Source organism: Paenibacillus sp. DRB1-1, assembly GCF_052119485.1.
Lineage (GTDB): Bacteria > Bacillota > Bacilli > Paenibacillales > Paenibacillaceae > Paenibacillus > Paenibacillus polymyxa_B.
Genome location: NZ_JBODQH010000001.1, coordinates 4,322,894 through 4,343,945, shown reverse-complemented (window position 1 = coordinate 4,343,945; position 21,052 = coordinate 4,322,894). Strand labels below are relative to the sequence as shown.

Here is a 21,052-nt window from a genome sequence, read left to right as displayed (position 1 = left end):
CCCCATTAACTGTGGACTGCCGCTTGAGTTTTGCTTCCCTTTCCTCTAATAGCAATTCCCAGACAAAGGAGTGCTGCAATCGTAAATACAATCGCAGAGACAAGGAAGGAAAATGAAGCCGTTTCATTTCCAGACAACACGCCAACTAACTTGATCACATAAGGCGAAGCAAACGCTCCCAAATTGGAGCCTACCATTGCAATTGAAATAGATATCGTCTCACTGCCTTTAGGTACGATTTTAGTTAGTATGGTAAAAATATAAGGAATAAACAGCGCAAAACTAAAGCCAATGATCAACATGGCAACGGTAACCATGGTAACATTCTGAGCAAACCATAGTAGTACAAAACCACTTGCTGTTAATAGACTGGAGATAAAGGGAGCGTAATTTCTAAACCATTTATAGATTCTACCAAACAAGAAGCCTGCAATCATGGTGGACAAGGAAAACAGCGTTAACGCAGTTCCTAAAAAACCAGCATTGGGCATGCTCTTTTCAGCAATCATAATGCCTGTTTTGGTATATACAATCATGATAAAAGTCATAAACAGAAAAAGTGCAGCCCCTAATCCAAGTACAGGTATGGATATTCCCCCGCTCTTGTGACCCTTTTCTGTCAAATCCTCTACTGTAGGCTCCCCGCGCTCTGGTTCGGGAATGATCAGAAAGAATAATAGCGCAATAGGAATGGTGATTCCATAGCATAAAAAAGCGAACTGCCAGTCAATTAGGGCGAGCTGCCCTGCCACAAAGGTAGCCAAGCTGCTTCCGAGTCCTTGAACGGCGCTTTGAAAGCCTACTAATTGAGCACGTTCATCCCCTTCAAAAAAATCACTAATTAAACTGACGGCCAGTGAATTGAACATCCCGAGACCTGCACCTAGTACCAAACGCAGCGCAAGAATCCATGTAATGTTCGTCGTGAACATGGGAAGTATTCCGCCGATGACTACAAGCAAAAGCCCTAGCAGGACTGTATTTTTTTTACCCAATCGGGAAGAAATCGGGCCACTCAACAGCACAAACAGCATCATCGAGAAAGATGGAATCGTGACTACGCTTTCAATCAGCGAACTGGAAACGCCTGATAATTGGTTCAGCATCATCGGTATGACAGCCGAAATGGCACTCGCTGACGTCAGGACTAAGGAAATGGATAGCAACGCCGTTTTAAACAAAACTTTGTTTTTTATATTCATTAAGCTCTCACCTCTAGTCTATGTTATTTAGCCTCTAGTTGCATCTGTATTGGAATGTATACTGTCCAGAACCGACCGTAAACGTCATTTCATGATCTCCGCCCCTTTGGAAAATCGCCTGTTCCCCTGTAGAACCTAATTTTCCGGCCAGCTCCTTTGGTACATCTCCAGGAGGATACTGAATCGACGGATATTGCATAGCAATGGTCTGCTGTAGTGCATCCGGTTCCATAACGCTCGGAAGTGTAATCTCAGCCGTCGTATTATGTGGCACGCGAACCGTCATCTTCATTTCTTTATTCACGATTTCCCATTGGACTTCAAGCGTGCCATATGGCGTCTCCAGCTTGCCATGGGCCGAAGTAAGATTGGCAGGCAGTTTAGGGGCTAAACGTGATTTTTTATAGCCCGCTTCAAGCACATCGATTCCGGCAATATTTTGGTACATAAAGTCTCCTACTGAACCGTACGAATAGTGATTGAACGAGTTCATATCGGTGCTCCAGAATGAGCCGTCCACTTTGATGCTATCCCAATGCTCCCACATGGTCGTTGCTCCCCGTTCAACCTGATAGAGCCATGAAGGATAATCATTTTGAAATAAAATGTTATAAGCGACATCCGTATAGCCATGGTCGGATAAAACCAGACATAGATAGGGGGTGCCCACAAAGCCGGTATCCAGATGCATATCATTTTTTTCTATGAGCCGTACGAGCTCTTGGATCACTTGCGTTTTATACTTTTCTGGTACCAATCCGAAGTGCAAAGCCACAACCTGTGCAGTCTGGGTATTGGAGGTTAGTTTGCCCGCGTCATCGAAGTAGCGGTTCGCAAAAGCCGTTTTAATCCCCTCATGTAAGCTTTTATATGTGTTGTAATCGGTATAACGATTCAGCAGTTTGGCCGTCTGTGCCAATATATGAGTCGAATACGCAAAATAAGCAGTAGCCACCAGCGTTCCGTCCGTCGCCCCAAAATAGCTTCCTTCCTCGCTATCCAGCGCCAGCCAGTCTCCCAGCTGCAAACCGGTATCCCAAAGACATTCTTCGTCCCCCTGGGCGCGAATATAATCCACCCATGCTTTCATACTGTCATACTGCTGCACTAAGATTTGCTTATCCCCATAGCATTGATATAGGGTCCACGGACATATAACCGCCGCGTCTCCCCATGCTGCCGTCGTTTTGTCCATATTATCGGCAAAGGTTCCTTTGAGGACATCCGGCACTACAAAAGGCACTGCCCCATTTTCCAGCTGGTTGTAAGCCAAATCCCTAAGCCACTTTCGGAAGAAGGAAGCCGCGTTCATATTGAAGCTGGCCGTTCTAGCAAAAATCTGTGCATCGCCGGTCCAGCCTAATCGCTCATCACGCTGCGGACAATCGGTTGGCACATCCAGGAAGTTCCCCTTCTGCCCCCACACGATATTGTGTTGAAGTTGATTCAGCTTTGGATCAGATGTCTCAAACACCCCGATCGTCTCCATGTCCGAATGCAGAACAACACCCGTAAAATCTTCAATCGTAACGCCATCAGGAAAGCCCTCAAGCTTCACATATTGAAAGCCTTGAAAAGTGAAATGCGGCCTAAATATCTCCGTCCCCTTCCCGCTACAAATGTACGTAATCTGCTGCGCTGCATCACGAATATTATCTCTGTAAAAGTTCCCTTGCTGATCCAGCACTTCACCATGAACCAGATTCAGAACCGTACCTTCGGGAGCTTCCACTTGAAATTCCAGCCAGCCTACCATATTTTGACCCAAGTTAAGCACCAGCTCACCTTTAGGAGTTCGAATGAGTTCAACAGGCTTCAATCGGTTCATTACACGGACAGGCTCGTTCTCCTGAGCAATCAGATGACTTAACGGGAACGAGACGACCTGCATCATTTTTCGTTCGGTTAAGGAGCTATGTTCCGCTGCCTGCTGCTCAAGTCGGGCATCATAGATTTCGCCGTTATAAATATCCGACATTAAAATGGCACAGCTCGTTTCCTCCCATGAAGAATCAGAGCAAATGACTTCAGAACGGCCATCTTCATAACTAATCTTCATTTGAAATAACAATGCATTCGTGTTCCCGTAGGTGTCCTTGCGCTTTTGCCAGCCCAGATAACCGCTGTACCAGCCTTCTCCCACCGTGGCTGTAATTCGATTATGTTGTTCTCGAATGGTAGAAGTCACGTCATATGCTTGCACCTGGACACGATCGTTATAATCCGTCCATCCCGGGGTAAAGTAGGCGTCGCCCACTCTTTGTCCATTGAACTCCAGTTCATACAGCCCAAGGCTTGTAGCATAAATGACTGCTTTTTTCACTTTACCCTCAACCGAAAAATATTTGGAAGCGGCAAAAGGAGCTCTTGTCTGAAACTGTTCATGGATTCTCCGCTCCTTCACTGTGATCCATTGTGCCTTCCAGTCCTGCTCATGGAGCAGCCCCATCTCCCAAAAGCCGGACTCACTCCATTCCGATTCTTCCGGTTCTGTGTCACCCGCTCCCTGAGCCCACACTTTTACCCGATAATAATATCTTTGTCCTGATTCCAGTGGGGGGCCTTCATAGGGAAACAAAATGGATTGGTCCGAATAGGTAAAATGATTCCAAATCAGCGGTTCAAAAGTGGGATGAACGGATACTTGCAATTGGAAACGTTTTTGAGAAACATACATTTTTTCAGATTCGATCTGCCAGCTTAACCGCGGTTTTAGACAACCCAATCCAATCGGATTATTTAAATGCTCGCATCTAAGCGCTTTCACTTTTAGCATTCTTATGTCCTCCCTGAGGTCTTCTTTTGTGTTTCTATATTCAAATTAAAACGCTTCCATTGATTGTTCGCAATGTTGTATCCCTGCATGTTATATGCTTGATTTACAGGTGTTGAAATTCCACCCCTTATATTGAATCTTAAAATGGAACTATTAGAAAAATATGTACGATTGTAGAGTAGCTACACTTATAAAAAAGCCTGAATCCGATTGAATGGATTCAGGCTTGATTCTTGCTAGAAGGTTTATCTATTCTTTTTCAGCTAGCCTATGCCTGTCCAGCTAGCGCTTGTTCGGGCGTGGAAGCTGGATACAAGTGACAGGCTACCTGCCGCCCTGGTGCAGCTTCGGCAAAGATGGGCTGTACTTTGCTGCATATCTCCATGGCTGCCGGGCAGCGATTATGAAACGCACAGCCACTTGGCGGATTTTCTGGACTGGGCACATCCCCTTTAAGTACAATCCGATCACGCTCCGCTTCCGGATCAGCTACAGGTACCGCAGACATTAGCGCCTTTGTATACGGATGCAGCGGCTCTCTGAACACTTCTTGGGTCGGTGCGAGTTCGACCAGCTTGCCCAGGTACATCACACCCACGCGGTCGCTGATAAATTTAACGACCGACAGATCATGAGAAATGAACATATACGTCAGGTCATATTGTTTTTGCAGGTCCTTCATCAGATTGAGCACTTGTGCCTGAATCGACACATCGAGGGCCGAGACCGGCTCGTCACACACGATAAATTTGGGATGAAGCGCCAGTGCCCGTGCGATCCCGATCCGCTGGCGTTGACCACCCGAGAACTCATGCGGATAACGATGCGCATGATAAGGAGACAATCCGACCACTTCGAGCAGCTCTTCCACCCGCTCTTTGAGCTGCGTTTTGCTTAGCTTTTCATGTGTGATGAGCGGTTCTTCCAGCACCTGCTGTACTGTCCATCTGGGATCAAGCGAAGCAAACGGATCTTGAAACACCATCTGCATATCCGTTCTGAATTTGCGCAGCTGCTCTGTGTTTAGCTTACGTATATCCGTGCCATTAAACAGAATCTCTCCATCCGTCGGTTCGATCAATCTGAGAATTGCCCGTCCAGTTGTGGATTTGCCGCAGCCGGATTCTCCCACGATCGCCAGGGTTTCACCCTGCTGTACAGTCAGGTTAATACCATCCACCGCTTTGACTGCTCCCACTTGTTTGGAAAAAAGTCCTTTTTTGATCGGGTAGTGTTTTTTCAAATTACGTATTTCAAGCAGTGTACTCATGATATCCCTCCTGCTGTAGCAAGCAGCGGCTTTTGTGTCCGGGTTCCACTTCTGTAAGCTCCGGGGCCTCTGCATGGCAAATTTCCTTGGCAAACTGACAACGTGGTGCAAAGCGGCAGCCTTTTGGCATATCAAGTGGGTTGGGAACCTGGCCCGGAATGGAAGCCAGACGCTCCTGATCACTATTCAACTGTGGTAGTGAGGCAAGCAAACTTTGTGTATACGGATGCTTGGGATCTTTAAAAAGCGTTTTTACATCGGTTTCTTCTACCACTTGTCCGGCGTACATAATCACGACCCGATCGCACATTTCAGCAACGACACCAAGGTCATGAGTAATCATCAGAATGGAAGTTCCTTCGGACTTCTGCAGCTCACGCATCAAGTCAAGAATCTGTGCTTGAATGGTTACATCTAGTGCCGTTGTCGGTTCATCGGCGATCAACAGTTTCGGATTGCACACCATCGCCATCGCAATCATCACCCGTTGGCGCATCCCGCCCGAGAGTTCATGCGGATAAGAAGCGGCTACTTTTTCTGGACGTGGAATTCCCACTTTCGTCAGCATTTCCACAGCCATGTCTTTCGCTTTGTGTTTGCTTACACCGTGGTGGTATCGGGCAGACTCCGCAATTTGCTTGCCGATTTTGAACACAGGATTTAGCGAAGTCATCGGCTCCTGAAAAATCATGGCCATCTCGTTGCCACGAATCGAGCGCATTTTCCGCTCCGAAAAATCCAGCATGTTTTCACCGTTAAACCGGACTTCACCAGCGGCTACTTTCCCAAGTCCCTTGGGGAGGAGCTGCATAATGGAAAGGGAGGTAATGCTCTTGCCGCACCCGGATTCTCCAACGATTCCGAGTGTTTCGCCTTTGCCAACCGATAGATCGACGCCGTCCACAGCCCGGATGGTGCCAGCCGCAGTCTTGAACTCCGTCCGGAGGTTGGTTACTTCAAGCAGTTGTGCCATGCCCTCTTCCTCCTCCTTGTCCATCATTGAACCTTCATGTTCTTTTTAACTTAGGGAATAAAGCTTATTCAGACTTGCCCATCGTTTGCAGATGCTTCATCGTACCGTACAGTTTAGTAATATGTTGAAACTCCTTTTCCGAATGAAAAGAGCATTGCCCACGTCCATAAGCTTTGGCTGTTTCTACAGCCAATTTGGCCGCCAGCGCAATATCGCTTTCGTGGCTGGCTCCCGTTGCACTGCCTGGGACAGGAGCAGCAGCCGTGATGGCTACACCAACCACTGGGGCGGAAGTTGCTACTGCTGGCTGCAAAATGCTATTAATGTGATACAGGTCGTTACCATAAGGTGTGATGTCCTGCGTAGTTACAGCAAACGTGACACACGGTTCGCCAGTAACGGTCTGAACAATATCGACGAGGTCTTCACTAATTCGTAGCACATAGCCTTCACGTACCGTCGGGGAAATGGCAATACCTTTATGGTTAATGACCCGATTCCCTTTGGTCGTATCAATGGACAGGATCGCTTCCATTTCGGGTGTCACTTCATATTTGTTCATCGTCAAAATATCTACGGGTGAATCCATAAATGGAACCGGATCATGGGGCTGAGTGGGTGCATCTGGACAAATATGTGTACAGATGATCACGTCTCCATCAAGCACATCTCCTTTGGACTCCATGCTCAATAGTTTAGCCGCCGCCGAAATTGCCGCTGCTGCACCGTCACCATCGGATACAAATCCGATCATCTCCGGTCGTGCTCCAAGTCCACCAAGTCGCCCTACTACACCCAAGGTTGGAGAATCGCCTCCCTGAATGCGACCCGTTTTACCGGCAATAACAATTTTAATAAAATCCGTAGAGCCCTTTTCACCTTTCACGGTGGAGACCGTAATCTCCGCTTGACCCAGTTGTTCCAAATAAGCTTTGACTTCTGCCCCACTGGCAAACGGACTATCCAAAAGGTCATAGACTTCAAAAACTTGTTTCATCATACGGCAGATCCCCTTATGCTTCTTTTTGTGTTGTTTTCAGATATTTAAGCGCCGTTAAGACGTATACTTTCGCAGATTGAATGATCTGCCATACCGGAGCTTTTTCATTAAAATTGTGAATGGTCGACAGTTCGGCAGGCCCGTATTGCAATACCGGGATGTTGTATTTGCGGAATGCACGTGCATCGCTGGTTGCCCATTGCAATACGCCATAGGCCTCTTTACCGCTGACCTCAGCGATAGATTCCACAAGCTCCTGTACAATCGGCTCGGTTGGAGGGGTCCAGTTGGCATTCCCATAAAATCCGAATTGTTTGGGCTCCGCGTCAATGCCAACACTTGCAAGCAATTCTTTGGCCTTCGCCAGTACATCGCGGTGGTCTACGCCAAATGGAACACGGGAATCCACTTGCACTGTGCAACGGTCTGCAACCACATTGACTTTGGTGCCTCCCTGAATCGTACCAATGTTCACTGTTACATGATCAAACGCTTGTCCATAGCTTGGGTTCTCCCGTTCGCTTGCATAACGCTTGGAAATTTCAATGATCTCTTTGACTTCTTCCGGGATGTCCGGCTTGATGTCCCACAGTTGTTGCAGCGCTTCAATCCCTTTTGCTGCCTTCAAAATAGCACTTTCACCTGCTATCGGCTGCAAACTGCCATGACCCGGTGTGCCTTCAACGGTAAATTCAAACCAGCAACTTCCCTTTTGCCCGATGGTCGGGTTTTGCGGGCCGGAAGGCTCTGCAATCACAGCAGCTGTTCCTTCAATCAGTTTTCTTTCCAGCACCCAAGGTACTCCAAGATGTCCCCCGGTTTCCTCGTCTGGAACTACAAGCAACGACAACGCACCTTCGAGTGGTACGCCTAGTTTGGAGAACAGCGCAACGGTAAATATTAATCCGCCCAGTCCTGCTTTCATGTCCGAAGCACCGCGGCCCAGGAGATAGCCATCACGAATTTCACCACAGAACGGATCAAAATCCCAACGAGTACGATCCCCTGCTGGCACAACGTCCGTATGTCCACAGAAAATCAGTTTTTTTCCGTCCGCCGTTTCAGCGCCATAATCAGAAATGAGATTCCACATATTCGGCCCGGATTCATGCACCGTTGTTTCTATACCTGCTTCTTTAAGATAGTCCATAATGAACTGACTAATTTCGCGTGAATCACCTGGAGGATTTTCCGAAGGAAACTGAATTAACCGCGAGCATAGCTCAAGCAATTCGTCCTGCCGTTTATCTATTTCATCAAGAACCAACGTTTTCCAATCTGTCATTTCCATTCAGTCCCTTCACGTTTTTCATTTAGCCAACTAAATTTTTTACGATCCATCGGGATCAGCTTCATACTTCAGGTGTAAAATGATAGCCTTCGGCTGTAAAAACCGAAGGCATAAGGTAAGATCACAACTTACTCTTTATTCAATGAATAGAATCGGATAACCTCATCTGGGTAGTAAACATATCCAGTGACGTCTTTGCTCATACCAACAACGCGATTGTATTCATACAGGTACGCCCATGGCGAATCTTGATTTATAAGCTCTTGTGCTTTGCCATACAGCTCTTTACGTTTATTTTCATCTTGCTCTTTGCCTGCTTGTTCCCAAAGCTTATCCACTTCTGCATTAGCATAATGCATATAATTCGAGGAACCGCCGCTGTACATCAGAAACCCGAGATGGTAACCAGGGTCGTTGACGAAGGAAGTCCATTTGGAAATGTATGCTGTCAGGTTGCCTTCTCGTTGCTGTTCAAGGAACTGTGCACGGGCTACATTGACAACATTCATCTTTACGCCAATCTTGGCAAGTTCAGCTTGAATCAATACAGCATCATCTGCCCAGTCCTGGAAGCCGGAACCCAGTGTCAGGTCAAAATTAAACCCATTAGGATAACCCGCTTCTGTAAGCAGCTGTTTTGCTTTGTCCAGGTCGTGCTTGTAGCTGTAGCCCGCATCGGTGTAGCCAGGCGTGTTACTCGCTACAGAACTCTTCATTTGCTTTGCTTGACCGTACATGACATCGTCGATTAATTGGTCGTAAGGAATAGCATAAGCAATTGCTTGACGCACTTTTGGATCATTAAAAGGTTTGACTTTGTTATTCATGGCGAAATACAGAATCCGGTTACTTGCATTGGATTGAACCTTCAGATCAGCGTTGGTTTCCAGCTTCGAAACGTCCTTTGCAGGAATCTCAATCGCCATGTCCACATCGCCTTTATCCAGCAGAAGTACACGGTTGGAAGCTTCCTTGGTAAACTTCATCGTTACTTTGCTCAGATTTGGCGCTCCTTGCCAGTAGCTGGCATTAGCATTAAAGACAGCTTCTGTCGCAGGGTCCCATTTTTCAAGCTTGAACGGACCTGAACCTGCCGCATGTGTTTTCAAATAGTCGCCATCGCCATTTTCTTTGACAAGCACATCATCCACAATGGAGAAGTTGTACAATGACAGGATTTGCAGAAACATATGATTGGGTTGGGACAATGTAACGACAACGGTGTGCTCATCAGGCGCTGTAGCGGTTTTAATGGAGCTCATACCATACAGGAAGCTACCGGAATCGGAATTTTTAAGCCGCTCAAAGGAATACAACACAGAATTGGCGGTCAGCGGGTTGCCGCTTTGGAATTTAACGTCTTTACGCAGATGGAGCGTATAAGTCATGTTATCAGCGGACACATCCCATTTCTCAGCCAGCATGGGCTTAATTGCTTCCGTATCTGCCACTTCACCGCTATCCGTAGACTTTTTGCCATAGGTCACAAGCTGATCATAGAGCGCAAGTACAAGGGTATCCGATGTAAGATCACTTGCTTCAGCAGGGTCCATGGTTGACCCTCCCTCCGAGTAAGCAAGTGTAATCGTCTTTGGTGGGGATGGGGCATCTGCGCCTTTCTCTCCAGATGAAGCGGACGGGCTGTTAGCATTGCTCGCACAGCCTGCCGTCCATAGCAACGTAGACAAGACGACAATTAGAGAAAGACTTTTTTTCAACATGGCTTACGTTCTCCCCTTTAATGATCTATTTATTTTTATTTGCTAGAGCGCAGTCTAGGATCAAGAACATCCCGCAAACCGTCTCCAAGCAAATTGAAGCCCAAAATAGCTGTCGCAATTCCAAGACCCGGGAAGGTTACAATCCACCACTCCCCGGAAATGATATACGCTCGCCCTTCTGAAATCATTGCACCCCATTCAGCAATCGGGGGTTTCACACCGAGTCCCAGGAAGCTGAGACTGGCTGAGGTGAGGATGGCGAAGCCCATTCCAAGCGTTGCATTCACAAGCAGTGGGGCAAGTGCATTAGGCAAGATGTGGCGAAACAGGATCGTTCCGTTCGTTACACCAATCGCCCGGCTGGCCTCAACAAACTCCTTTTCCCGGAGAGAGATGGTTTGTCCGTGAGTCAGTCTGGCGAATTCGGGTATGCCTACAATGCCCACGGCGATGAGTGCACTCATCAGTCCTGGTCCCATCGCTGCAGCAATGGCCATGGCGAGTACCAGCGACGGGAAAGCCAACAGAATATCCATACAGCGCATAATAATGCTGCCCATTCGACCGCCATAGAAACCTGCGATGGCTCCAAGCGGTACGCCGATGATAAATGAGATCGACACGGCAATCATCCCGGTCCATATGCTGATTCTGGCTCCGTAAATGACACGGCTGAGAATGTCACGTCCGTAATTATCGGTCCCAAACCAATGTTCTGCACTTGGCGGCAGCAGCTTGTTCGCCGGGTCGGTTACATAAGGATCATGTGGAACGATCCATGATGAGAGGATGGCAATGAGCGTCCAGCCAACGATAAAGATGAATCCGATTAAAGCGAGTTTATTGCCAAACAACAATCGCCAAAAGGTTTTTCGTTTCGGTATAGCGGCTGCATTAGGCTGAGGTACAGCCGCTTTTGCCACCAAATCACTTGCAGTGCTCATCCGAGTACCTCCCCCTACTTTTGTGCTTCGTTCATTATTCGTACCGGATACGTGGATCAATCAATCCGTAAACCAAGTCGACTCCAAGATTGATAAAGCTGTAAATCAGCGCACTTACGAGGGTAAATGCTTGAATCGGTGCGTAGTCAGCCGCCAAAATGGAGTCCGTCACATAGCTGCCCACTCCTGGCCAGGTAAAAATGGTTTCGGTAATAACCGCTCCACCAATCAGGTAACCGACCTGCAAACCAAGTACGGTAAGTGTTGGAATAAAGGCGTTAATGAGTGCGTGCTTATAAATAACAATTCCTTCGCGCAGACCTTTGGCTCTGGCTGTGCGAACAAAATCCTGACCGATCACTTCCAGCATGCTGGAACGCATCATCCGTGCCACAATCGCCATAGTGCCTGTACTGAGACAGACTGCTGGCAGAACCAAATGGGATAAACTGCTTTTTAAAGCTACAAAATCACCGGTCATCAAACTATCGAGTACATAAAGTCCCGTAACGTGCGTCGGCGGATTGATGTCACCGCTAATTCGACCCATGGGCGCAGGAGCGATGCCCCATTTAGCATAGAAGATATAAATGAATAACAGGCCAATCCAGAAAATGGGCATACATGCACCGATCAAGGAAAACACACGTGAAATGTGATCAACAATCGATTCTTTACGGGTTGCTGCCAGGATGCCGATTGGGATTGCCACCAGAATCGCAATAACCAAGCTTGCCAGCGCCAACTCGATGGTTGCTGGAAACCGGGTAGCAAAGTCGCTTGCCACTGACTGTCCGGTGTGATAAGCCTGACCCAGATTACCTTGGAACAATCCAACTACATAGTGAAAAAATTGAATGTACTTCGGTTGATCCAGTCCCATGCTGCTTCGAATATTTTCAATCGTCTCGGGTGTAGCCTGTTCCCCCGCAAGCATCACGGCAGGATCACCCGGAAGCACTCTTGAGATCATGAATGTAATGACGACAATACCAAGCAGTGCCGGAATCATTTGTATCAATCTACGTAGTGTGTATACGGCCACAGCCTGTCCCCCCTTATCCGTAATTCCTCGTGTCTTTGTCACCTTTCTTTTCATCACTTGTTATTTTTATTCATTGTACTAAGGAACAAGAACGGTTTCCACGTCCTGAACAACTAAAAATAATGACGAATTTTGTCGTTTGCGCACTAAAGTTACTCATCATGTTATTTAAATGTCGTGTTTTATTTGAATATAGAAATCAAAATCAGCATGATGCCAAAAAAAGCGGTCCCCTTTCAAAAGGAAATCGCTTGTTTTTTATATATAGATTGTAGTATTAGGCCGATCAGGAAAGGAGAAATAATCGCGAGCACTGCAAAGAACGAGGTGTTCGACTCAGCAGCTTGCTGTCCGGTCGCACCTTGAAGCGAGGGGGAGCGAAAATACGTATTGCTTTGTCTTTCTCTATAGATTTCCAGTCACGATAATACCATTTGCTCGCTTCAGGTGTGCTCTGACCCAAGCTATAAAGGAATCGATAAATATGCGCAATTCCGGCTCCTTGGCAGGCCAAGCATCCAATTCTGTTAATATCTCATGCCATATCGACTCCGGAATCGGATTATCCCAACAGGGATCAAAAGCCTCATACGTTTCCCCCGTATCAGGATCGTCAAGTGGATATTTGGACTTTAACGCAGACAACACGATATCAAAGTCATCTGCGTAGATAAAGATTATCTCCTCCAGCTTTGGTTCATCCGTATCCCCATAACGCAGCGGTTCAAAAGTATACCCAATATTGGCTCGTGGACCACTATAGCGATAGATTAGTGTCTGAATCTCTTTTTTGTCCTTCTTACTCAATCTCACCACTCCTTTCTTCGGCTACAACTCGAACCAATCCGCAGCGCATTTCTCTTCTTCCAGCACCTTGCACATTCCTTCCCTCAACCTCACAGCATCTCCGCCGCCGATATGAAATAGACAATAGATATAAGGTTCATCATCTTCTAACCCTTCAATATTCCTTGCCTCTTCCACTGAAACTTGGAGCGCCTCAGGCCAATCGAGATCATTCTGAAGCAGGGCAAAGCCATCCTCATCCCTTTGCATCCGATATCCGTCAATCCTAGGCAATGCTTCAGCTAAACGATCCATTAGCACTTGAATATCCTTAACATCTGCGACTTTAATTCCATACTCCCAACCCATTTGCATCCCTCCAATTTCATGAACTCCTCCTTAACTAGCCCCCCCCTAAATCGGATTTCACCTTCTCATTCACCTCAGGAGTTCAGTCGTAGTCCGAATATAAGAGGTACTTTTTTGTTTAAAACCACCCATTTTTGCTGGATTCCCATGATCCTCCCATTTTCCTTCTGCTTTTCCTTAATTTTCTTAAAACATATTATTTCTTAAAACTTATTATAATAGATATCTAAACTATGTAGCTTATGAATTAGCAAATTGAGACCTTTTGACTATCATTCAAACCAGCAAACAAAATAGGCTTCTCTTGAATATAGCACGGAAGCCTATGGGTTTATCAAACAATTCTATTATTTATTTGGCCTTCTGAGATACCAGCTCACTATTCCCTTTTCTCTTTCTTACCCCCAACATAATGATGGCCATAACAGCTACCAGAGCTGCTATAAGAGCAAAAGGAATATATTTGTCCACCCGATATAGCGTCGTTGTCAAAATAGGAGCAATAATCGCAGAAATGCCTTGGACAGTGGCCACCAGACCAGCGGCTCCCCCTTGCTGTTCTTTACTAACAGAAAGAGAAGCCCCAGCCATAAATCCAGGCATAAGCAAGCCTGTACCTATACCAAACATAAAGAACGCTAAATAGTAAACGACCATGCTGGCTGACATGAGGAATATCAGCATACCAGCAATAAGGAACAGAGAACCGAGCAAAATCATCGGCTTGGGCTGCCATTTAAGCCATTTCATCTGAACGATCTGTACAATCAACATCGCTGCCCCGGAAAACATAAGTCCAAAGGAAACCACTCTTGCTGTTTCTTCGGATGAAAGGCCTAATTGATCTTGAAAATAAAATCCGCCTATAACCTGGATGGTCACAATACTAATCATCGTAACCAAACCTGCAAACAAATACATTCGTAGACCGAGTTGAAACGGGTTAATCCGAGCTGGCTTTTGCTGAATAACGGGTTTGGCAGACGGAATTGCCAGCAAGGCCACTACAAATGCTACAGCGGCAATCACAATCCCAAAATATAGAGGCCACAGCAAGCCTATTAAAGTAAAGGCACCTGCAATAGCAGGCCCAAATACTAATCCAAGTCCATTGGCCGCGCTAATGATAGCCATCCCACTGCCTCGATCTTCTCCCTCGGTCACATCTCCCATATAAGCTTGGGAGGATGACAATACCGCCGGGATAAACCCGCCGATCAAACCGCGTGTAACAATTAACAGGACTAACAGCAGCCCCCCGCTGAGCCAACCATTTAATCCTGCAAAAAGAGTAAGCGTAAACAGCAAGCAGCTTACACACATCCCTATGAATCCAAGCAGAATCACAGGCTTGCGTCCCTTTGCATCACTCAGATTTCCCCATATTGGGGCCATTAAGGCCATCGTTATGGAGCCAAGCGATATAATTAACCCAGAATGACTTTCTCTTAACCCCAACTCACGAATAAGGGGCGGCATAATTGGAGCAATGAGCATGAGCCCTAGCATAGCCACAAATACACTGAAAAAGATGCTCCCTTTTATTCTGTTCATCCTCGCACACTCCTCTGTTATAGATTCTCTCTATGCAGAAGTATACGAGTCACAGCACCACTCTACTGCCTATATACGGATTATTCTACGGTTAAACGGATTTTTATTTTAAAATACCTTCTTTAAGGACGATGGCTTCACTCCGTATTCCCGGAAAAATTGCTCTGAAAATGCACTCACATTGCTATATCCTACAGCCATCGCAGCTTCAGTCACATTGCTTTCTTGGCTTCGGAGCAGTTTCATCGCATAATCGAGGCGAACTTGGCGCAAATATTCATATACAGTAGTTCCAAAGCAGGCTTTGAATCCTTTTTTTAATTTAAAATCGTTTAATCCAACCTTTTTGGATAATGTGATCAGTGAGGGGGGATCAATCATGCTGGATTCAAGTATCTCCCGAGCCATATGCAGCTTTCTGACATCTTCTTTAGACAAACCTTCGGGCATAGGTGTTAAATCAAATAATTGAATCATAAATCGATTTAAAATCTCAAGTGCCGCTGCTTCCATTAACAAAGGCGATTTATGCACACTTTTCAAGTCTTTGATCAAATGTTCAATCATCACTATACTTCTGTGATCCAGTTCAAAACTAAAGTGATGGAATGTAGCTCCCTTAAGAATTTGATTAAATTCAATAGCTACCTGCCGACGAGCCGCTAACTGTGAAGCCGCATAATTAAACAACGAAATCGGAATGCCAAGTGCAAATGATTTGTATTGCTCGTTAACCGGAGGATGAAAGCACGCTTTAAAATCCTGTAAAAAAATAAGTGCCCCCTGTCCCATCGGGAGTGTATAATCCAACCCAGCCACATTCACATGACGTTGACCCGAAAGCGCAAATTGGAGTTCAATCATTTGTCCACTGGAAGCAAAGTTCGTCGGATACGGCTCGTGATATTGAATATGCGAATACACGATCTCAATTCCGCTATAAGTTGTAACTCGGTAGATATGTCCATGGCCCGCTTCCGGTAAAATCATATACGTATGCTCATTCTGTTGTCTGAACGGGGTCTTTTCCAAATAATGCTGATATATTAATGATAACGAATTTGAATTCACAAGCGTCCACCTCAAATGTTTTCATTCATCCTGATCCTTCGAATGAGAATCGTTATCAATAATAGTAGCTGAATTTGTATGGTTTGACCAGACCTATTGGAGTAAGCTGTGGAGACATTCCGGGGCTTTTATAATAAAAAGCCCGCCGTAAGAGGTAGGCTCGGCTAATTAGCTCTAAGGCGCGTCAGCTCTTAATTCCCTTTATTAAGACTTTATCTATCTCTTTACGAGATTTGCTGAATGAGTGACCCGATTTCTCCCGCCACTTTTGGAAGCATACAGAGCTAAATCCGCTTGATGAACAATCGTTTGTTCCGTATCCTCTTGCATAACCGTTGCCACACCAATACTCACAGTAATAGCATATTCTCCCCAATCCATCGAGGCCGTCGTGGAGCGGTATCTTTCCGCTGTAAGAATAGCTTCTTCTTGATCGTTGCCCGGAAGAATAATTACGAACTCCTCGCCGCCATACCGAGCGACAATGTCCCTGTCCCGTGACATGGATTGCAGTAATTCTGCCAGATTCGTAAGCACTAGGTCACCCACTGGATGACCATAAGTATCGTTAATACTTTTGAAACGATCAATATCAATGATAAGCAGCGAAAAAGATATTCCACTCTCACGAAAGGACGCGAGGCTAGCTAGTAATTGATCTTGGAAATACCTTCTATTTTTAAGACCGGTTAACGGGTCCGTTGATGCCATCGTTTCAAGCTGGAGATTAATCCTTTCTAGCTCCTGCTGTTTGATTTCATATTCTTCGTGCAACCGTTCAAGCTTCTGGTTCGCTTCATTCGTAGCCTGATATAATTCCTGAAGCTTGGTTTTGGTCTGCAGAATATCTCTCTCATGTTCAATTCGCTTACGCATCATAAGCACTACACAATCAATAACAGTTTCTCCGTTGCGTTCCTGGCGTACCCCGTTTAGAAGTACAGGCACATCCTGTCGATCACTTGTCCGAAACGAGAAGTACATCTCATCGACATGCCCGTACAACTGAATATAGGGATAAAAATAAGTGTGAAAAAATAGCTTGTTGGTAACAGACATTGTGGATTCAATCGGCCGTCCGAGCAATTCATTACGATCATAAAGTAGCATATCCAATAAAGTTTGATTCACCGATTGAATGAAGCCAGAATCTGAGATTGAGAAATATCCACAGGGAGCTTTATCTAATTGAATATCCATTTCATGACTGCCTTTCTTCTGATATTACACACTGGCTAAATACTCTTTAATCAGATCGCTTGTTTCTCCAGGTTGACTTAAGTGAGGATAATGCCCCTTCGCCCTCATCTGTTGAAGCCTGCTGTTTTTAAGATGAGTATGTAAATAATTCCCTACTTCAATCGGAGCAATGCTATCGTCCGAGCACTGGAGAATCAGTGTAGGAACCGAAGCATGCTGGAGATCGACACGGCAATCCGAAAAAAAAGTCACTTCCGCAAATTGTCGTGCAATATGAGGGTCTCTTGAGCAAAAGGTTTTCTCCAACTCTTCGGTTAATTCCTGTCGTTCAGGATTCTGCATAACAATGGGTGCCAGGTAACTAGCCCAGCCGATAAAGTTCATTTGCATCATATCAAGCAATTCATCGATGTCACTCTTATCGAAGCCTCCATAATAATAGGGGAGGTCATTCACATAACGAGGAGAGGGACCGAGCATGACGATGCGCCCAAAATATTGGGGATTGCGGATAGAAGCAAGCATTCCGATCATACTACTAACGGAGTGTCCGACGAATATGACATTTCTTAATTCTAGCGCTTCCATAATATCTAGCACATCTTGGGCATACCCTTGTAAGTCGCTGTATTTTTCTGAATCATAGTATTTAATTTGAGAATCTCCAGAACCTACGTAATCAAATAAGACGATTTGGTAGTTGTCGATAAAGCTAGGGACGATATAACGCCACATATCCTGATCGCATCCAAAGCCATGAGCAAATACGATCGTTTGGCTGCCTGAGCCCAGCACTTTTACATTATTACGTACGAGGATGTTAACGGCCATTATAAATCACCTCTCTGAGGTAGTATCTTCTATTAGCTTCTTTTCATTATTATATCGGAAAAGATTTGATTATGGATAATGAATCTCTTTCAGAAATACAAGTACTCCATATTCTTCTAGTTCGGAGTAACTCTGTTCATGTAACTCATTCAAATTCATATCTGTATCCTCTACGCGGCATTTATTCATCTAAATGAAAATGTTTTTTTATAGGCAAGGGCATCGCAGAGAATATTAATTCGCCTAATTGCTCTGGAGATTCCTTCATGCCATTCTCAAGCCAGTCCTTAGTCACATTCACTCCTCCATAAGCGTTAAATCTTATAGCAAAAATTTACTATTAGAAAAAGTCTCGGCCTGTAATCTACATTTCCATTACAGAATGTACAAATTCACAGACCGAGACTTTTTTTCATTCTTTATTCTGCTTCAACATCATCCGTAATTTTTTCTACTAACCCTCTCAAGCCGTGGTTGGTTACATTTAATTGATCAATAATATTCATAAATTCCGTTACAAGCTTGGCTTGCTCTTGGGAGGAAACCGCAATCTGTGTGATTTCTTGTTCCATGTTATAAACCGATTGTCTGACGGCTTGCAAGGACTGTTCAATCCGTCCGGTTGCTTCCTTGGTGCCCGTAGACATTTTTCGGATTTCTGTAGCCACAACCCCAAAACCAGCTCCTGCCTCACCCACTCGGGCTGCTTCAATTGCTGCATTTAATCCAAGCAAGTTCGTCTGCTCTGAAATTTCCTTAATGTAGCCGGCCACCTCAGTCACGTTACCGGAGTCCTCAACCGCCTGTTTAGTATTGCTTAGAATTTCTTCGGCTGTCGCACTAAGCTCCTCCGAATGGGCCGCCACATGCTGAATCCCTTCAACTAGCTTGCTTGTAACATCCTCGGCTTGAGTCATCAACTTCTTCAGTTGATCTTGATTATCCATACTATAGGTGATACATATTACGGCCTCGATTTCATTCTGTTCATTCTTAATCGGATGAAAGTAAGAATCAGCAGCGATGCCGAAAACTTCAGCAGCGTAACGCTCTCTGGTCTTTTTACCGCCTACTAGCATTTTGAAGTCTCTGTGCACATCAGGAAGAGGATCGCCAGCTTTGAAGTCACAAACTAAGCTTTTACCCGACTGAAAGAACAGAAATTTTTCCCTGTCCATTACGGAAATTGAAACATCTTGTCGTGCAGCTTCTTTGATAAATGGCATGGCGGTCAAAACAGCTTCTACTTGATTCATAATATGTATCCACTTCCTTATATTTTGATATAAGTCCTATCCTCTATTTCGACATTTTCATCCCATGTGTTTAGTGAATTTAAAAATACTATGGATGATGTTGAGCCCCTACCTATAAACAATCTCCGTAGTTTCCTGAAGGGAATCCATTGTTACGGCCGGGATGCATATCCATGTAAGGTATTATTTTCGTTTCATAATGTAAATTCAAACAGCGCGTACCGATTAAAATGGGCACGCGCTGACGGTATGACTTTTATGAAACAGGCACTAAGATTTAATTCAACTGCTCTCCATTGGTTTCAATCACATTCTTATACCAATAAAAGCTCTTTTTTCTGGATCTGGCAAGTGTTCCTTTGCCTTCATTATCCTTATCGACATATATAAACCCATAACGCTTTTTCATTTCACCGGTTCCCGCACTTACCAGATCAATACATCCCCAAGGCGTATACCCTATTAGGTCTACTCCATCAGCAATCGCTTCTTTCATCTGCTCAATGTGTTGCTTTAGATAATCAATTCGATAATCATCGTGAATGGAGCCGTCTTCTTCCACTGTATCTACGGCGCCAAGGCCATTTTCAACAACCATTAACGGGATTTCATATCGGTTGTAAATGTTATTGAGGGACCATCTCAATCCCTGTGGATCGATCTGCCAATCCCAGGCACTTGCTTTCAAATGAGGATTCTTTAAGCCCATAGATAAATTTCCTCCCACCTTCTCCTGGTTGGGATCGGCACTGACACAAGTAGAGGAATAATAGCTGAAAGTATAGAAATCTACGCAACCTTCCTTTAAGATGTCCTCATCCTCTTCTTGCATTTTGATCTGAATGTTATGATCTCTAAAATAGCGTTTGGCAAATCCCGGATAAGCTCCTCTTACTTGAACATCTGAGCATAGGAAATTACTTAAGTTATCCTTTTGTTGAGCTAGCAGAATATCATCAGGATGGCATGTAAGTGGGTAGGAACACATATAAGCAATCATACAACCGATTTTAAAGTCCTTATTGATTTCATGACCCAGCTTTACAGCCTTTGCACTGGCAATAAATTGATGATGCAACGCCTGATACAGAACCTGCTCATCCTTCACTGTAGCATGGGCAAGCTCTCCATTCCCCTCCGGCATCATAGCTCCAGCCATGAATGCTCCAAATGACAAGGTTAAAATATTGATTTCATTAAAGGTTAACCAGTATTTCACGACATCTTTGTATCTGTTAAAAAGCACTTCACAATATCTCACATAAAAATCTACGACTCTGCGATCTGACCAACCATTATATTTTTGGGTCAAATGAAACGGTGCTTCATAATGTGAGATTGTAACCAAAGGCTCAATATTATACTTTTTCAATTCTGCGAATACACGATCATAGAACTGCAAGCCTTGCTCATTCGGCTCTGCATCATCTCCGTTAGGAAATATTCTTGACCACGCAATGGACATTCTAAAGACCTTGAATCCCATCTCTGCAAATAAGCGGATATCCTCTTGATAGCGGTGGAAAAAATCAATAGCCTCGTGACTCGGATAGTTCACTCCTTCTTCCAGTATAGGTGTAATTCTTCGGGAAGTCGTATGCGTTCCAGCCGTAATCACATCAGCAGTGCTTAAGCCTTTACCTTCTTCATTATATCCACCTTCAAATTGGTTGGCAGCCGTTGCACCTCCCCATAAAAATCCTTGTGGAAATTCCAATTTAGTTGTATTTTTCATTGTTTAATTCCTCCTCAACATTTAATTA

Annotated in this window: 18 protein-coding genes; all 18 read right to left on the bottom strand. The window is 45.0% G+C overall.

Translation table 11 applies throughout. The annotated features are described in order from the left end of the window. Positions 1–5 precede the first annotated feature (5 nt). The 18 genes from ACQW03_RS19565 to ACQW03_RS19480 all read right to left on the bottom strand — a co-directional run bounded on the left by ACQW03_RS19565 (position 6) and on the right by ACQW03_RS19480 (position 21,024). Positions 6–1,202: an MFS transporter gene (locus ACQW03_RS19565; RefSeq protein WP_441951294.1), complete on the bottom strand. Its 1,197-nt coding sequence runs from the start codon at positions 1,200–1,202 to the stop codon at positions 6–8. A gap of 34 nt (positions 1,203–1,236) precedes the next feature. Further along, positions 1,237–3,978, bottom strand: a complete 2,742-nt coding sequence (locus ACQW03_RS19560; RefSeq protein ID WP_441951292.1) for a family 78 glycoside hydrolase catalytic domain — start codon at positions 3,976–3,978, stop codon at positions 1,237–1,239. 268 nt (positions 3,979–4,246) lie between these two features. Beyond that, the gene (locus ACQW03_RS19555) at positions 4,247–5,248 is read right to left on the bottom strand and encodes an ABC transporter ATP-binding protein (protein WP_071642096.1); all 1,002 of its coding nucleotides are present in this window, start codon (positions 5,246–5,248) and stop codon (positions 4,247–4,249) included. After that, the gene (locus ACQW03_RS19550) at positions 5,232–6,221 is read right to left on the bottom strand and encodes an ABC transporter ATP-binding protein (RefSeq protein WP_071644357.1); all 990 of its coding nucleotides are present in this window, start codon (positions 6,219–6,221) and stop codon (positions 5,232–5,234) included. Before ACQW03_RS19550 ends, ACQW03_RS19555 begins: the two co-directional genes overlap by 17 nt. 64 nt (positions 6,222–6,285) lie before the next feature. Then, a complete protein-coding gene (locus ACQW03_RS19545) occupies positions 6,286–7,221 on the bottom strand; it encodes a DUF1177 domain-containing protein (protein ID WP_441951289.1) in 936 nt (311 codons plus the stop codon). A gap of 13 nt (positions 7,222–7,234) precedes the next feature. Then, a complete protein-coding gene (locus tag ACQW03_RS19540; protein ID WP_441952439.1) occupies positions 7,235–8,506 on the bottom strand; it encodes a M20 family metallopeptidase in 1,272 nt (423 codons plus the stop codon). A 134-nt stretch (positions 8,507–8,640) separates the two neighbouring features. Beyond that, on the bottom strand, positions 8,641–10,233 hold the full coding sequence (locus ACQW03_RS19535; RefSeq protein ID WP_023989678.1) for an ABC transporter substrate-binding protein: 1,593 nt from the start codon (positions 10,231–10,233) through the stop codon (positions 8,641–8,643). A gap of 35 nt (positions 10,234–10,268) precedes the next feature. Further along, positions 10,269–11,177 carry an ABC transporter permease gene (locus ACQW03_RS19530; protein ID WP_258296649.1) on the bottom strand — a complete coding sequence of 303 codons (909 nt, stop codon included), beginning with the start codon at positions 11,175–11,177 and terminating at the stop codon, positions 10,269–10,271. A gap of 34 nt (positions 11,178–11,211) precedes the next feature. Beyond that, the gene (locus ACQW03_RS19525; protein WP_181016545.1) at positions 11,212–12,222 is read right to left on the bottom strand and encodes an ABC transporter permease; all 1,011 of its coding nucleotides are present in this window, start codon (positions 12,220–12,222) and stop codon (positions 11,212–11,214) included. Between the two features lie 405 nt (positions 12,223–12,627). Next, positions 12,628–13,035: a hypothetical protein gene (locus ACQW03_RS19520; RefSeq protein WP_231517239.1), complete on the bottom strand. Its 408-nt coding sequence runs from the start codon at positions 13,033–13,035 to the stop codon at positions 12,628–12,630. 15 nt (positions 13,036–13,050) lie between these two features. Next, positions 13,051–13,377, bottom strand: a complete 327-nt coding sequence (locus ACQW03_RS19515; RefSeq protein WP_441951285.1) for a hypothetical protein — start codon at positions 13,375–13,377, stop codon at positions 13,051–13,053. Between the two features lie 351 nt (positions 13,378–13,728). Then, positions 13,729–14,931, bottom strand: coding sequence for an MFS transporter (locus ACQW03_RS19510; protein ID WP_441951283.1), 1,203 nt, complete (start codon positions 14,929–14,931; stop codon positions 13,729–13,731). Between the two features lie 108 nt (positions 14,932–15,039). Further along, positions 15,040–16,002, bottom strand: coding sequence for a helix-turn-helix domain-containing protein (locus ACQW03_RS19505; protein WP_441951281.1), 963 nt, complete (start codon positions 16,000–16,002; stop codon positions 15,040–15,042). A gap of 216 nt (positions 16,003–16,218) precedes the next feature. Beyond that, the gene (locus tag ACQW03_RS19500) at positions 16,219–17,202 is read right to left on the bottom strand and encodes a sensor domain-containing diguanylate cyclase (RefSeq protein ID WP_025718041.1); all 984 of its coding nucleotides are present in this window, start codon (positions 17,200–17,202) and stop codon (positions 16,219–16,221) included. Positions 17,203–17,226: 24 nt separating this feature from the next. After that, on the bottom strand, positions 17,227–18,033 hold the full coding sequence (locus ACQW03_RS19495) for an alpha/beta fold hydrolase (RefSeq protein ID WP_441951279.1): 807 nt from the start codon (positions 18,031–18,033) through the stop codon (positions 17,227–17,229). A 181-nt stretch (positions 18,034–18,214) separates the two neighbouring features. After that, a complete protein-coding gene (locus ACQW03_RS19490) occupies positions 18,215–18,358 on the bottom strand; it encodes a TetR-like C-terminal domain-containing protein (protein ID WP_256703357.1) in 144 nt (47 codons plus the stop codon). 94 nt (positions 18,359–18,452) lie between these two features. Then, complete coding sequence (locus ACQW03_RS19485; protein WP_071642115.1) at positions 18,453–19,289, bottom strand: methyl-accepting chemotaxis protein; 837 nt, start codon at positions 19,287–19,289, stop codon at positions 18,453–18,455. 277 nt (positions 19,290–19,566) lie between these two features. Then, a complete protein-coding gene (locus ACQW03_RS19480; RefSeq protein WP_071642117.1) occupies positions 19,567–21,024 on the bottom strand; it encodes a glycoside hydrolase family 1 protein in 1,458 nt (485 codons plus the stop codon). Positions 21,025–21,052 lie beyond the last annotated feature (28 nt).

Bases quoted from the DNA above. Each gene is read 5' to 3' on its own strand.
- ACQW03_RS19530 (WP_258296649.1), bottom strand. From the start codon at position 11,177: ATGAGCACTGCAAGTGATTTGGTGGCAAAAGCGGCTGTACCTCAGCCT.
- ACQW03_RS19555 (WP_071642096.1), bottom strand. From the start codon at position 5,248: ATGAGTACACTGCTTGAAATACGTAATTTGAAAAAACACTACCCGATC.
- ACQW03_RS19500 (WP_025718041.1), bottom strand. From the start codon at position 17,202: ATGGATATTCAATTAGATAAAGCTCCCTGTGGATATTTCTCAATCTCA.
- ACQW03_RS19535 (WP_023989678.1), bottom strand. From the start codon at position 10,233: ATGTTGAAAAAAAGTCTTTCTCTAATTGTCGTCTTGTCTACGTTGCTA.
- ACQW03_RS19485 (WP_071642115.1), bottom strand. From the start codon at position 19,289: ATGAATCAAGTAGAAGCTGTTTTGACCGCCATGCCATTTATCAAAGAA.
- ACQW03_RS19480 (WP_071642117.1), bottom strand. From the start codon at position 21,024: ATGAAAAATACAACTAAATTGGAATTTCCACAAGGATTTTTATGGGGA.
- ACQW03_RS19510 (WP_441951283.1), bottom strand. From the start codon at position 14,931: ATGAACAGAATAAAAGGGAGCATCTTTTTCAGTGTATTTGTGGCTATG.
- ACQW03_RS19560 (WP_441951292.1), bottom strand. From the start codon at position 3,978: ATGCTAAAAGTGAAAGCGCTTAGATGCGAGCATTTAAATAATCCGATT.
- ACQW03_RS19540 (WP_441952439.1), bottom strand. From the start codon at position 8,506: ATGACAGATTGGAAAACGTTGGTTCTTGATGAAATAGATAAACGGCAG.
- ACQW03_RS19515 (WP_441951285.1), bottom strand. From the start codon at position 13,377: ATGGGTTGGGAGTATGGAATTAAAGTCGCAGATGTTAAGGATATTCAA.
- ACQW03_RS19495 (WP_441951279.1), bottom strand. From the start codon at position 18,033: ATGGCCGTTAACATCCTCGTACGTAATAATGTAAAAGTGCTGGGCTCA.
- ACQW03_RS19565 (WP_441951294.1), bottom strand. From the start codon at position 1,202: ATGAATATAAAAAACAAAGTTTTGTTTAAAACGGCGTTGCTATCCATT.
- ACQW03_RS19545 (WP_441951289.1), bottom strand. From the start codon at position 7,221: ATGATGAAACAAGTTTTTGAAGTCTATGACCTTTTGGATAGTCCGTTT.
- ACQW03_RS19550 (WP_071644357.1), bottom strand. From the start codon at position 6,221: ATGGCACAACTGCTTGAAGTAACCAACCTCCGGACGGAGTTCAAGACT.